This is a genomic window from Vibrio sp. ED004 (genome assembly GCF_023206395.1).
Taxonomy (GTDB): Bacteria; Pseudomonadota; Gammaproteobacteria; order Enterobacterales; family Vibrionaceae; genus Vibrio.
This window is the reverse complement of sequence record NZ_CP066149.1, coordinates 636,386-649,940: the sequence shown is the minus strand read 5'-3', so window position 1 is coordinate 649,940 and position 13,555 is coordinate 636,386. Positions and strand designations below refer to the sequence as shown.

The window sequence follows — 13,555 nt, the reverse complement described above, 5'->3', positions numbered from 1 at the left end:
GGGTGGCAATGTGCCACCCCTTTTACTGTTAAGCCGTTTATTTATAAGCAGTAAAACGATTTAGTTCACGTTAAACCGTTTTAATCGCATTCAAGCGTTTTATTTATTCGCATTTAAGCGAAGGCTTATAAGCTCATCTCACCACGCAACACTTGTTGCATCTGAGTCTTCACTTCTTCGTAGCTTAGGTTCTGGCTTAATAGGTAGTGTAACTTCGCCAGTGCCGCTTCTGGTGTCATATCATAGCCGCTAACAACGCCAGCTTCTGCAAGTGCACAGCCCGTCGCGTAACCACCCATGTTCACTTTACCCGCCAAACATTGAGTTAAGTTCACCACAATCACACCACGCTCAGATGCGTCTTTTAGGTGTTGAAGTAGCTCTGGGTTTTGTGGGGCATTGCCGACACCAAAAGTAAGCAGAATCATTGCGTTAACAGGCTGTAGTAGCGTGTTACGGATCACTTCATGTGAGATGCCTGGGTACATAGTGATTACGCCGATAGGTTGCGGAGTAATGTTATGAACCTTGAATGCACCTTTAGGTTGCTCATTTACCACAACGTTATTGCTAATTTGGATATTGATACCGGCTTCTAGCAATGGATTTAGGTTTGGAGACGTAAACGCATTGAAGCCATCAGCGTGAGATTTGGTGCTGCGGTTACCACGCATCAACTTGTTGTTGAAGAACAGTGTCACTTCATTGATTGGGTAGTTAGCCGCTATGTGTAGTGCATTCAGTAGGTTTGCTTGTCCGTCTGAACGTAGTTCTGCGAGAGGGATCTGAGAGCCGGTTACAATCACTGGTTTGCCAAGGTTTTCTAACATGAACGACAGCGCAGACGCGGTGTAGGCCATTGTGTCAGTACCATGCAGGATAACGAAACCATCGTACTTATCGTAGTTCGCGCGAATATCATCAGCGATAGTCTGCCAATCCAACGGCGTCATATCTGACGAATCCATTAATGGAGAGTATTCATGAATGGTGTATTCAGGCATCTCTGGGCGATGGAACTCAGGCATGCCAGCAAGCTGCTTATCCATGAAACCTGCGACTGGAACATAACCGTGGTCAATAGACTTTTGCATGCCAATTGTGCCGCCGGTGTACGCGATATAGATGTGTTTTCTTTCCATGGCGATTAATACTTAGTGTGATGTAGGGAACAGGTGGGCGATTATAGCGAATTATCATGCAATAAAAAGAGGCGCCTAACACACAGGCGCCTCTTGGTTTATGACTTATTGGTTTAACTTATTGAACTTGGCAGTTTAGGCAGAAAGCGTAACGGCCTTGTGGGTCGTTAAAGTTGCTTAATAGTTGGCTATCTTGAGCTAACTGCTGCGTAACAGGCTGTAAACTGCTTGGAATCATTAACTGAATATCAAGACCAATCGACATCTGAACTTGGTTCATAAATTCTTGAATAAATTGTTCAGTTGCTGAAAGTGGTTTTTCTACCCAGTAAATGTTGTAGCTTTCAAGCTCTGCAAGTGAAGCCGCTGCTGCAATCGCATCGTCAAAGTCACCAATTTCATCGACTAAGCCTTTCTGCATCGCATCTTGACCTGTCCATACTCGGCCTTGAGCGATTTCGTCGACAGCATTCACGTCCATACCGCGATTTTCTCCAACCAAGCTGATGAAACGGCGGTAACCATTTTCAATACCCATTTGGAAAGCGTCTTTAGCGCCATCAGTCAAGCCAGTAGTGATACCAAGGCCAGAGAAAGGTGAAGTGCCCACGCCATCGGTGTAAACGCCGATATCGTTTAAGCCTTTCTCAAAGGTCGTGATAACACTGAAGATACCAATTGAACCTGTTAATGTGGTCGGCTGAGCTAAGATCTTGTCTGCGCCCATCGAGATCCAGTAACCACCAGAAGCAGCAAGGCTAGACATAGAAACCACTACAGGTTTACCTGCTTGTTTGATCGCTTCGATTTCATTGCGAATAACTTCAGAAGCAAAGGCACTACCACCTGGGCTGTCTACACGAAGCACAACTGCTTTTACTTTGTCGTCATTACGAGCTTGGCGAAGTAGCGCTGCAGTCGTATCACCACCAACAGTGCCACGAGGTTGTTTACCATCCATAATGGCACCGCTTGCAACAATCACAGCAACGTCGTGTGATTCGCTGTTCATCTCTGGAAGCATAGTTGTACGATATTCGTAGTAACCAAATGCGTTGTAGCTGTCTTGACCGTCACTGCCGAAAACGTCTGCAAGTTCTAGTCGAACTTGTTGGCGGGTCGCTAGTTCATCCACTAAGCCCAGTTTTTCGGCCAGTTTCGCGATATCACCATCGACAGACTCAAGCTCTTTCAAGAAAGTGTCCATGCTTGGGTTCAGCGTTTTTGCGTCGATTTGGCGGTTGTGGCTCACATCATCAACGTACGCACCCCATAGCTGACCTAACCAACGAGAAGCGGATTCTTTCGCTGCGTCAGACATGTCATCACGAATGAAAGGCTCGATTGCAGACTTATAAGTACCTACACGAAACACATGGGTGTTTACGTCTAGTTTCTCTAATAAGGTTTTATAGTAAAGCGAATAAGCGCTGTAGCCTTTCAGAAGCACACCACCGTCTGGCGATAAGTAGACTTTGGTCGCGTAGCTGGCTAGGTAGTATTGGCTTTGGTTGTAAAAATCACCTACCGCATAAATTGGCTTACCCGCGGCTTTGAACTCGTTCAGTGCTTTAGCAATGTAACGAAGCTTGGTTAGGTTGGTTTCTGGTAGCTCTTTAAGTGCTAATACAATGCCCGTTACGTTCTCGTCATCTTTGGCATAGCGAATCGTTTCAACGATATCAAACAGAACGTTTTCTTTTGGAAGGTCTTTGCCAAGCAGTGAACCTGTCACGGAATCCATCGGGTTGATATAGCGGCTTTGTTCTACAATCGGACCAGAAAGGTTAAGCACCAAAGCGGATTGTTGTGGAACCGTTGGCTGAGCCGTATCTGAGTGGAAGTACACAAAGTAGATGATGGCAATACTGAGTAAAAAGATGATGTTAACAAGCGCAAGACGCACAAACGTAATGAGCTTCCAAATCCCTTTAAAGATCATGCCTATAAATTTGAATATTTTTTTCATTCTGTCTCCGCAGTGAGATCACGTCGCTTTAACAAGCCGTAGTACCATTAATCTCAATAATATGAACTGCTTAGTATCCTACGATAATTCCCTAGCTCAAACTACACCAAGAATTGTTAATCGATATATATTCTCATTAAGTGTAGACAGATTAGGGGCTTTTGAACGATTAATGCGTCCTGCATTATGATCGGTGTTACAAAAATGTAAACGGTTGTTTGAACTTTTGGTAATTGAACTATACTGTGGTCAGACCACAAGGATAAAATAATAGAAGTGATGTCTGCCATGTACCCACATTTACTTGAACCACTCGATCTTGGATTTACTCAGTTACGTAACCGTGTATTGATGGGATCAATGCACACAGGTTTAGAAGAAAATAAAGAAGGCCTACACAAACTCGCCGCGTTTTATGAAGAGCGAGCAAAAGGAGGCGTTGGTCTTATTGTTACAGGTGGTTTCTCTCCTAATTTACGTGGCAGATTAACCCCATTCAGTGCTGAATTCAGTAAAGTAAAGCACGCTAAAGCGCACCAAGTTGTTACCGAAGCCGTCCACAAGCACGGCGGTAAAATTGCGCTTCAACTATTGCATGCAGGTCGTTATGCGATGCACCCATTCGCGCAAAGTGCTTCTGGCATTAAAGCGCCTATCGCTAAGTTCGCTCCGAGTGAGATGAGCCCTCGTCAAATCAAAAAGACCATTGGTGCCTTTGCCAACAGTGCCGAACTTGCTCAAGTCGCGGGTTACGACGGCATTGAGATCATGGGTTCTGAAGGTTACTTGATTAACCAATTCATCTGTAAACGTACCAATATGCGTTACGACGAATGGGGCGGTTCTTATGAGAAGCGTATGCGTTTCCCACTGGAGATCGTTAAATCGATTCGCGAAGCAGTAGGTGACGACTTCATTATTATTTTCCGACTGTCGATGCTCGATTTGGTTGAGCAAGGCAGCACCTTTGAAGATGTTGTACTATTGGCTCAAAAGCTTGAAGAAGCCGGCGTGACCATTATTAATACTGGTATCGGTTGGCATGAAGCACGTATTCCTACTATCGCGACACAAGTACCACGCGGTGCGTTCTCTTGGGTAACCGAGAAAGTTAAACCGCATGTTTCTATTCCGGTGATCACTTGTAACCGTATCAATACACCAGAAGAAGCAGAACGTATTCTTAGCTCTGGGCAGGCTGATATGGTGTCTATGGCTCGTCCTTTCTTGGCTGACCCTGATTTTGTCAACAAAGCAGCTCAAGACCAAGCTCAGTTCATCAATACCTGTATCGGTTGTAACCAAGCCTGTCTGGATAACGTGTTTAAAGGTAAACGCGCGAGCTGTTTGGTTAACCCACGTGCTTGTTACGAGACTGAAATTGTTGTTCAACCAGCTCAAGCGACTAAGACCATTGCGGTAGTCGGCGCAGGCCCTGCAGGTTTAGCTTGTGCGACAACGTTAGCGCAGCGTGGACACAAGGTTGATTTGATTGAGAAAAATGACCGTATCGGCGGCCAGTTCAGATTGGCAATGCAGATCCCAGGCAAAGAAGAATTCAGAGAAACGATTCGTTATTTTGCTAACCAAATCGACGCATCGGGTGTGAATTTGAAGCTGGATACCGAAGCAACGTTTGAAATGTTGTTGAAGTACGATGAAGTTGTGATGGCGGCCGGTGTAGAGCCAAGAAAGCTCGATATTGAGGGCATTGATCAAGAAAACGTGGTCGATTACCAAACCTTAATTCGCGAAAAGACACCTGTAGGCGAAAAGGTCGCGATTGTTGGTGCTGGTGGTATCGGTGTCGATGTGGCAACCATGCTGACAGAGCCGACTTCACACAGCCTAGACGATTGGCTGCATGAGTGGGGCATAGATAAGAATATGGAACACCCAGGCGGACTTTACCCTTACCCTGATTCATTCAGCGATAAGACAGTCTGGGTAATGCAGCGTAAAGCGGGTCGTGTTGGTAAAGGTCCGGGCAAAACTACAGGCTGGATTCACAAACGCACACTAGAAAAACGCGGTGTGAACTTACTGGGTGGCGTGAGCTACAACAAGATTGATGACCAAGGTCTGCATATCAGCGTTGGCAAGCAAGAGCAGGTACTTGATGCCGATTCCGTCATCGTGTGTGCAGGCCAAGTGTCGGTTCGACCATTCGAAGACATGTGGCAAGAGTTCGGTGGCAAACTGCATGTTATCGGCGGTGCCGATTATGCCGGTGAGCTGGATGCGGTACGTGCTATCCGTCAAGGTGTTGAGCTAGCGATTAAGTTATAGAATCAGCTATCAAACTGTAATTTTATCGGGAGATATTGTTACTTAATTTGCTGAGATAGATTTTTGAACAAGGCTCCTAAGTTATAGATTTAGGAGCCTTTATTGTTTCTAATAGAACCCAAATGGGCGGTGGTTGAGATTTATTATCGTTTGTATTCTGTGCTAAAGTTCAAGTATACAAATAATAAAGAAATAGTAAGGACTTCAAATGGATGCTTTGGATCTATTGCTCAACAGACGCTCTATCGCAAAACTCTCTGATCCGGCACCTGAAGGTGTAGCGTTAGAAAACATCATCAAAGCGGGCTTACGTGCTCCTGACCACGGTGCGTTAACACCTTGGCGCTTTGTTATCGCACAAGGTTCAGGACTACAGAAGCTTTCTGACATATTGGTTCGTGCTGCTGAAGCGGATGAAAGCGAAGAAGCGGTGATCGAGAAAGTGAAAAAGGCGCCGTTCCGCGCTCCTATGGTGATCACCGTGATTGCTAAAGTGACTGAGCACGAGAAAGTACCAGCGATTGAACAACATCTTTCTGCTGGCTGTGCTGCGCAAGCAATGCAAATGGCCGCCGTCGCTCAAGGCTTCCAAGGCTTTTGGCGTTCTGGTAAATGGATGTTCCACCCAGAAGTTCACCAAGCATTTGGCCTAGAAGGTGACGATGAGATTGTTGGTTTCCTATATCTTGGTACTCCGGGCTGTACACCAATGAAAGTACCAGAGCGTGACTTCGCTAAGTTTGTTGAGTTCTTATAAAGAACGTTGAAGCTTGAATAGTGGAATGCTAACTGTATAAACAACCAGTTTTTCTTGATTTATTAGGGGCACATTAGATAATGTGACCCTAATTGTTTGTAGCATCTGGAAAAACATGTCTCGCCTTATTATTGCTGAAAAACCAAGCCTCGGCCGCGCGATCGCCGCTGCACTGCCTAATCCACAGAAGAAAGACCAAGGGTTTATCAAATGTGGCAATGGAGATGTGGTGACTTGGTGTATTGGACACTTATTGGAGCAGGTTGAGCCAGACGCTTATGACGACCGTTATAAGAAGTGGAACTTGGCCGATCTTCCTATTGTGCCAGAGCAATGGCAGCTAAGACCACGCAAGACTTCAAGCAAACAGCTCACGGTGATCCGAAAGCTATTGAAGGACGCCACTCAAATTGTTCACGCCGGCGACCCGGATAGAGAAGGGCAGCTGCTAGTTGATGAAGTGATCGATTACTGCAAAGTATCCAAGGCTAAGAAAGAGTCGATGGACAGGTTATTGATCAGCGACTTGAACTTACCTGCCGTAAAGCGTGCGCTCTCTCAAATGCGCAGTAACCGTGACTTTATCCCACTGTCTATTTCTGCATTAGCGCGCTCTAGAGCCGATTGGTTGTATGGCATGAACATGACTCGCGCTTATACCTTGCTTGGCCAAAAGGCGGGCTACCAAGGCGTACTGTCGGTAGGACGAGTGCAGACGCCAGTACTTGGCTTGGTGGTGAGACGCGATGAAGAAATCGAGAACTTCATTCCGAAAGATTATTTCACTCTGCACGCTTTGATCCCTTACCAAAACAACGGTCAGAGCTTTGATATTCGAGCTCGCTGGAAGCCAAGCGAAGCATGTAAGCCGTGGCAAGATGAAGAAGGCCGTGTGCTCAATCGAAAGCTGGTTGAAAACGTCGCTCAGCGAATTGCGAATCAACCTGCGACCGTGACGGAATCAGAGCAGAAGCAAAGCAAACAAGCCGCGCCGCTTCCTTACTCTTTGTCGGCTTTGCAGATTGATGCGTCTAAACGTTTTGGCATGAGTGCTCAGCAGGTATTAGACACTTGTCAGTCTTTATATGAGAAGCACAAACTCATTACTTACCCACGTTCTGATAGCCGTTATCTTCCTAAAGAACACTACTCGCAGCGAGAGTCGATCGTAGACGCCATCGCCAATAATGCGAAAGAGCTGCAAAGTGGTGCTCAAGGCGCAGATCTTTCACTGAAATCAAAAGCGTGGAACGACAGCAAGGTTGATGCTCACCACGCGATTATTCCTACTCCGAAGAAATCATCGGTGAATGGTTTGTCTGCCAATGAGATGAAAATCTATCAACAAATCGCCCGCCAATATCTAATGCAGTTCTACCCACCGGCTGTTTTTGCGGACGCTAAGTTGGTTTTTGATATTGCTGGTGGCGTGTTCATTGCGAAAGGACGTCAGCTTATCAACCCAGGTTGGAAAGTGTTGATGGGCAAAACGGACAATGAAGAGAAAGGTGATGGAACTGATACGGTTCCACCGCTCGATAAAGGGACTGTGCTCACCTGTCGCGAAGGTGTGATTGGCGATAAGAAAACCGAGCCGCCAAAACACTTTACAGAAGCGACATTGCTGCAAGCGATGACAGGTATCGCGCGTTTTGTTGCGAACAAAGACCTGAAAGCCATATTGAAAGAGACGGACGGTCTTGGAACAGAAGCAACTCGTGCGGGTATTCTCGATACGCTATTTAAAAGGCAGCTACTAACGCGTCAAGGTAAGAGCATTCATAGTAGCCCTGCTGGTCGAGGCTTGATTCATGCCTTACCTGAGGATTCGACCTTTCCTGACATGACAGCGCATTGGGAACACCAGTTGCAAGGTATGGCAGAACGAAATCAAGCATACCAACCTTTCATGCAAGCGCTAGAAAGCAAGATAGATGGCTTGATGGGCAAGGTAAAAACTGGAGAGGTTCCTGAATCACTCCGCCACCTTCCTAAAGTCGAAAGACCTGCTTTTAAACGTCGTAAAGGCGGTGGTGCTAAGAAGTCTTATGCCAAGAATGGTTCGTATGCAAAGAAAGGTACTTCCGCTAAAAAGGGCACTAAAAGCTAGTACTTATCGGTAGAGGAATTAACGTCCAACCTTACGTCCACAACGCTTAAATAACTGCTGCCAGTAATCAACATGTCGGCGAGTTGATGCGCGAAATGTTTGGTGCGTCTCTTTGATGGGAAAATAATAGCTGTGCAATTCTGGCTGAGCATCAAACATAACAAGCTGCAACGCTAACTGCTGATAATAGCCATCTAGCTGAGCCATGTAAGGCTGAACTTTGCCAATATACTGTTGTTCGAACACGTTGTTGAGATAACGAAACTTAGTAGTGTCTCGCTGTTTCCCGCAGATGATATTGGCATCAAAGGTTGTGAGTTGTTTGGTGATGGAATCGAGCTCAACCGAGGCTCGAGCTAGTGAGTAGTACAAATCTCCAAGCGTTGAACTCTTCTCCAGTACTTCTTGAACCTCAATGGTTTTGCCCGAAACGAGTGATGTGTTTAACGCTTGATTGATATGTTCTAGGGCGTCACTTGTCTGTCTCACTTGATCGCCAATATCAGCACGTAACCACTTACTCCCCCGCATTTGCGACTGCATAGCATCACTGGCATAGATGAGGTTCCATCGATGTAGCGGAAACTGTGCGAGTTTCTGTTGCTCAATTTCTTTTAGTAGTTCTACGATCTCTGGGTCTAACTCGTTATTAGCTAAACATTGACCAACGCCTTCCAGTAGAGCGACTTGATAGTCATAATTTCGGAACTCGTCCGCGACTTTTCCGAGTACTGAGTTCCTCTCAGCAATCAGGTTGAATAACCCACATTGTCGAAGTTGATAGCTGTCGATAAGCCCGATAGAGAGTGAAGGTACATCCAGTAACAGCTCTCGTTTTCTCGGTAGGCTTTCAAATTCCCAGTTCTCTTTTATCTCGTCAGCGTCTTGTACTCTGGCTATTTTAGTTTGATAGTCGTCGAATAAGTCTCCAGGGCCTTCACCAAAACATCCAGCGAGCACTACGGTTAACAAAACCAGTGGTGAACGTTGCAGTAAATTTGAAAGAGGACGAGGATTCATGGGGTGCCTACCAGTCTATTTCAGATCCATCGAAATTGAAGAAGTGACCACTTACTTCGGTATTGGCAGATTCGATGACTTTGAGAAGGCCAGATGCTGAAGTGTCTGTGTCGATGAGAGCGTTTGGCCCACCCATTTCGGTTTGTACCCAACCAGGGTGCAGCGCTAACACAGTAAAGCCATTATCGGTTAGGTCGTTGCTTAAACTCTTCACAACGGAGTTGAGAGCCGCTTTAGAGGAGCGATAGATGTAGCCTCCGCCAGAGGTGTTCTCTGTCATGCTGCCTACTCGAGAAGACAAGCAAGCGACCTTTTTCACGTCACTGTTTTCTAGAACAGGTAATAGCATTTCGACAAGCTTCAATGGTGCAATCGTGTTGACTTCAAAAACACGTCGCCACTCTTCTATGTCGGTATTACCTAGTCCGTAACCTTTTGGCCCATAGTAGCCAGCATTGTTAATCAAGATATCTATCGACGGAATTTGAGAGGGAAGTTGGCTCACTGCTTGGTAATCGGTTATTTCTAACTGAATGCAGGTTAGGTTGCTGTTGTGGTCTGCAAGTGAGAGCAGTTCTGTTGCTGAGTTGGCATCACGATAAGTCGCATACACCTTGTGATTACCTTTCAAGTATTGTTGAGTCAAACTTAGGCCAATACCGCGGTTCGCTCCAGTAATAAAAATAACGCTCATGGTGATTCCTTTTCAGTTCAATTAGTTAAGTTTGATGGCTTAACACGAGAAAATCAACGGTCCACCAACTGGCCATTGGCATTCCTACAAAAATCATTACTGCAGCCATTGAGCCGCAGATCACCCCAAGGATGAGTATTACGTTTTTCATTGTTGCCTCTGAAATGGATTGAAGGTAATGATAATTGTTATCATCAATTAAGGTTGTCGCCAAGTCTGAGACTGTTATGATTTTGAGAAAGATACGCAATTAACTTGATTATGATTCCTTTAATTTACCACCCAATCTATTCGCAACTGCCTTTACCTGAAGGTCATCGCTATCCGATTAACAAATATCAGTTGTTACACAGTGCTGTTGAGGCGCTAATGGATAGCGAGCCACTATGGAACAGCAAGTTTGAAGTGTTCCAACCAACGCCGGTTTCGGTTGAGCAAGTCAAACAGGTACACGATAGCGAATATGTCGATTTACTTGTGTCTGGTCATTTGCCTGCAGCGAAGATGAGACGCATTGGGTTCCCGTGGAGCGAACAACTTATTGAAAGAACGCTCTATTCCAGCGGTGGAACCTGCTTGGCCGCTGAAATGGCGATCGAGAGTGGTTTAGCGATTCATTTGAGTGGTGGTTATCACCACGCGCATCATGATTTTGGTAGTGGATTTTGTTTGTTGAACGATTTGGTTTTAGCGGCAAAACACGCGCTGACCTTTGAACATATCGATAAAGTACTTATCGTCGACAGCGATGTTCATCATGGTGATGGCACAGCGACTCTTTGCCAAGACAGCGAAGAGATTATCACTCTGTCTTTCCACTGTGATAAAAATTTTCCTGCACGTAAACCGCTATCCGATTTAGATGTGCCGCTAAGTCGTGAAACCAAAGATGAAGAATTTTTGCGTTGTTTTGAACAAGTCACTAAGTTAGCGATTGCTCACCATCAACCTGATCTGATTATTTACGATGCGGGGATCGATATCCATCAAGACGATGAGCTGGGCTATTTAAATGTCTCGACACAAGGGATATTTGAGCGCGACTGCTTGATGATTGGTTTAGCGAAATCAGAATCCATTCCGGTGGCGTGTGTTGTTGGCGGTGGCTATCGAACACAGCATGAAGATCTGGTTCCTATTCACATGCAATTATTGAAAGCGGCTCATCATGTTTACGATTAACTTCTCAAATTAACCACTGTAACCTCATTAAAAAGGTGATAAAGAAGAAGTATCTGTTGCACCAAAAAAGACACGACTTGCACCATCCTGATGCGAAAAAATTACTTTTTTATTAATTGGTTACGTATTTGTGTGATTAATTCTGGTCTGTAAATTGCTTTACCCATGTGAATATAAAAACACAAGGGATGTAAATGAACCTGACGGACAAGGAACGCAGTTGGCTTAATTGGTTTGGCGCAACAGGGAAACTGGCAATGCGTAGAGCCTGTTTTCTAAATCGAAGTAGGACAGAAGAGCTCGAGCAAACATTTGAAAGTATTGCCCATACTCGAGTTCAACTTCTTCATAATTGGGTCAAGAACCAATGGGACTTTTTAGAAGACTCTGCCGTTTATTTGGCAAGCCGAACGGAAGAGCAGGCGGAAAGTACATTATCAAGCCTTCTTAAACGTGGCACGGATTTCTCTGAGCTGGCGATTGTCGATTCTAAAGGTGTCGCGCAAGCATCGAGTTATCACGACCATATCGGAGCAACTCTCGCAGATAAGAAGGCTTTAGCCGAAGGGGCATCGAAGCGTTATCTACATGGGCCGTATATGGACCCACGCACGTTGAACGTAGGAGCCTCGAGTTCATCGTTTCATGATCAAGTCACGCTGATGTTTTATGTGCCCTTTTCTCGGGACGAAGGGACTCAGCAGTTCTTATGTGGTCGTGTTCCTAATGATGTCATTGGTGACATTATTCAGCGAGAAGCGGGGCATATTTATAGTGAGTCGGGTGATAACTATATCTTTATGGTCGACTCTATTCATGACCCTCAAATTCAACCAGGTGTTGCGCTCTCTCGCTCCCGCTTTGAAGATAATACCTTTTCACATGGCGAGAACTTAAAACAAGGGATTCACACTGATTGGGGAACGGTTAAGATCCAACAGCACACTGAATTTGAGATTCGCTTTACGGACCCTGCCACGAATCAACTTCACCCCGGCGTAAGAGAAACCATTAAAAATGGCAGCAACTTGTTTATTGGTTACCCGGGGTATTCCGACTATCGCCACATCCCCGTTATCGGTAAAGGTATTACTTTTCAACTGGACGGTTCATCAGACACCTTCGGCATGATGTGTGAGTCCGACTTAGAAGAGGTCTATAGAGATCGAAGCCTAAGTTACACCTTATCTAAACATTTTATCGGCTGCATGTTATTGCCTCTGTCTGTTCCATTGCTGCTTGCTAACTTTTATACGTTAACCCCGCTTTTGTACAGCGGTGTCATGTTCGCTTGCGTGCTTCTCGCTCTCGGTTTATTCCGTCTAGTGAGTGCTAAACCACTAGCAAATAAAGTCCATGAAATGACCGGGGTGATGCAAACCTTAGCCGAAGGTGATGGAAACTTAAGTCGGAGACTCGACCCAACCACATTCAGTCATAATGAACTTGGTAATTTGGGGCGATGGACTAACAGCTTCATCGATAACTTAGATAGCACGGTGAGTGATTTGATTCATGCGAGTCATGAAGTAAGAGAAGTATCGGAATCGATGTTTCGTCGCAGTGTCGTGATGAAACAAACCAGTGATGATGCATCACTGGCACTCAGCAATATGTTGGACCTAAGTCAATATCAACAGAGTGAAATTACACATGCGACCGTTTCGGCTACGCAAATGGATACAGTAATGAAGCAAGCCGTTCTTAATGCGGAGAAGGAATACAATCAATCGGTTGAAGGTATGGAGGTTGTTCGGAATATCGTAGAAAGCTCAGCCCACAGCGTGAATGAGGTGAATAATGAAATGACCAAAGTGTCTGATATTATAGACATCATTACCGACATTACTGCGCAGACGAACCTTTTGGCATTGAACGCGGCCATAGAATCAGCAAGAGCAGGTGAACACGGAAGAGGGTTTTCTGTGGTTGCCTCAGAAGTAAGAACTTTAGCTGACCGAACTTCACAAGCCGCCAACCATATTAGTGGCCTAATGAAAGAGCTGCATACTAAGTCTCGCAGCGCAGTGGAGTCTATGGAGCGAGGCGTTGAGAATGTGAGTAAAGGAAACTTAACCGTCGACTCGAACGCCCGCAGTGAGCAAATTCAAGCAGCAGTAGCCGATCTCTTTACGACCATGTCTAACCTCGACGAGAACAGTCAGAAAAATGGACAAACGGCAGATAAAGCCCAACGTTCTATCTCTGACCTACAACTGTCGACGAAACAACTCGCACGCCGGGTGTCGTTAATGGGTAATGCATTGAGCCGCTTAGATCAATTGATAGGACGCTTTGAAGTGAGCCGAAAGGTGGCGTAGTGAAAAGGCTGTGTAAGCCCGATACGTAAACTTCAGATACAAAAAAGCCGCTGATTTCTCAGCGGCTTTCT

The 13,555-nt window shown here is 45.5% G+C and carries 9 protein-coding genes; 5 read left to right on the top strand and 4 right to left on the bottom strand.

What is annotated here, in order from left to right; translation table 11 throughout:
- Nucleotides 1-125: 125 nt before the first annotated feature.
- Together ansA and sppA are read right to left on the bottom strand one after the other, a co-directional pair.
- Complete coding sequence (gene ansA, locus ITG10_RS02695; RefSeq protein WP_239847870.1) at nucleotides 126-1,142, bottom strand: asparaginase; 1,017 nt, start codon at nucleotides 1,140-1,142, stop codon at nucleotides 126-128.
- A 118-nt stretch (nucleotides 1,143-1,260) separates the two neighbouring features.
- Nucleotides 1,261-3,111, bottom strand: a complete 1,851-nt coding sequence (gene sppA, locus ITG10_RS02690; RefSeq protein WP_026084302.1) for a signal peptide peptidase SppA — start codon at nucleotides 3,109-3,111, stop codon at nucleotides 1,261-1,263.
- Nucleotides 3,112-3,390: 279 nt separating this feature from the next.
- On the opposite strand from sppA, the gene ITG10_RS02685 reads away from it, so the two are divergent.
- From ITG10_RS02685 to ITG10_RS02675, 3 genes are all read left to right on the top strand, one after another.
- On the top strand, nucleotides 3,391-5,400 hold the full coding sequence (locus tag ITG10_RS02685; protein ID WP_176680215.1) for an NADPH-dependent 2,4-dienoyl-CoA reductase: 2,010 nt from the start codon (nucleotides 3,391-3,393) through the stop codon (nucleotides 5,398-5,400).
- A 208-nt stretch (nucleotides 5,401-5,608) separates the two neighbouring features.
- Entirely contained in the window at nucleotides 5,609-6,157 is a 549-nt protein-coding gene (locus tag ITG10_RS02680; RefSeq protein WP_017631353.1) for an NAD(P)H nitroreductase, read from the top strand.
- A gap of 115 nt (nucleotides 6,158-6,272) precedes the next feature.
- Nucleotides 6,273-8,267 (top strand): DNA topoisomerase III, encoded by a 1,995-nt coding sequence (locus ITG10_RS02675; RefSeq protein WP_017631351.1) that lies wholly within the window; start codon nucleotides 6,273-6,275, stop codon nucleotides 8,265-8,267.
- An 18-nt stretch (nucleotides 8,268-8,285) separates the two neighbouring features.
- Here the strand turns inward: ITG10_RS02675 and ITG10_RS02670 are convergent, their stop codons facing one another.
- Nucleotides 8,286-9,287 carry a DUF3080 domain-containing protein gene (locus ITG10_RS02670; RefSeq protein WP_017631350.1) on the bottom strand — a complete coding sequence of 334 codons (1,002 nt, stop codon included), beginning with the start codon at nucleotides 9,285-9,287 and terminating at the stop codon, nucleotides 8,286-8,288.
- A gap of 7 nt (nucleotides 9,288-9,294) precedes the next feature.
- The gene (locus tag ITG10_RS02665) at nucleotides 9,295-9,981 is read right to left on the bottom strand and encodes an SDR family oxidoreductase (RefSeq protein WP_017631349.1); all 687 of its coding nucleotides are present in this window, start codon (nucleotides 9,979-9,981) and stop codon (nucleotides 9,295-9,297) included.
- Nucleotides 9,982-10,242: 261 nt separating this feature from the next.
- Between ITG10_RS02665 and ITG10_RS02660 the strand changes: the two genes are divergently transcribed.
- Nucleotides 10,243-11,163, top strand: a complete 921-nt coding sequence (locus ITG10_RS02660; protein WP_017631347.1) for a histone deacetylase — start codon at nucleotides 10,243-10,245, stop codon at nucleotides 11,161-11,163.
- Between the two features lie 194 nt (nucleotides 11,164-11,357).
- Nucleotides 11,358-13,484 (top strand): methyl-accepting chemotaxis protein, encoded by a 2,127-nt coding sequence (locus ITG10_RS02655; RefSeq protein ID WP_017631346.1) that lies wholly within the window; start codon nucleotides 11,358-11,360, stop codon nucleotides 13,482-13,484.
- Nucleotides 13,485-13,555: the final 71 nt, after the last annotated feature.

Coding starts and splice junctions, on each gene's coding strand:
- ansA (WP_239847870.1), bottom strand. CDS start 1,142: ATGGAAAGAAAACACATCTATATCGCGTACACCGGCGGCACAATTGGC.
- sppA (WP_026084302.1), bottom strand. CDS start 3,111: ATGAAAAAAATATTCAAATTTATAGGCATGATCTTTAAAGGGATTTGG.
- ITG10_RS02685 (WP_176680215.1), top strand. CDS start 3,391: ATGTCTGCCATGTACCCACATTTACTTGAACCACTCGATCTTGGATTT.
- ITG10_RS02680 (WP_017631353.1), top strand. CDS start 5,609: ATGGATGCTTTGGATCTATTGCTCAACAGACGCTCTATCGCAAAACTC.
- ITG10_RS02675 (WP_017631351.1), top strand. CDS start 6,273: ATGTCTCGCCTTATTATTGCTGAAAAACCAAGCCTCGGCCGCGCGATC.
- ITG10_RS02670 (WP_017631350.1), bottom strand. CDS start 9,287: ATGAATCCTCGTCCTCTTTCAAATTTACTGCAACGTTCACCACTGGTT.
- ITG10_RS02665 (WP_017631349.1), bottom strand. CDS start 9,981: ATGAGCGTTATTTTTATTACTGGAGCGAACCGCGGTATTGGCCTAAGT.
- ITG10_RS02660 (WP_017631347.1), top strand. CDS start 10,243: ATGATTCCTTTAATTTACCACCCAATCTATTCGCAACTGCCTTTACCT.
- ITG10_RS02655 (WP_017631346.1), top strand. CDS start 11,358: ATGAACCTGACGGACAAGGAACGCAGTTGGCTTAATTGGTTTGGCGCA.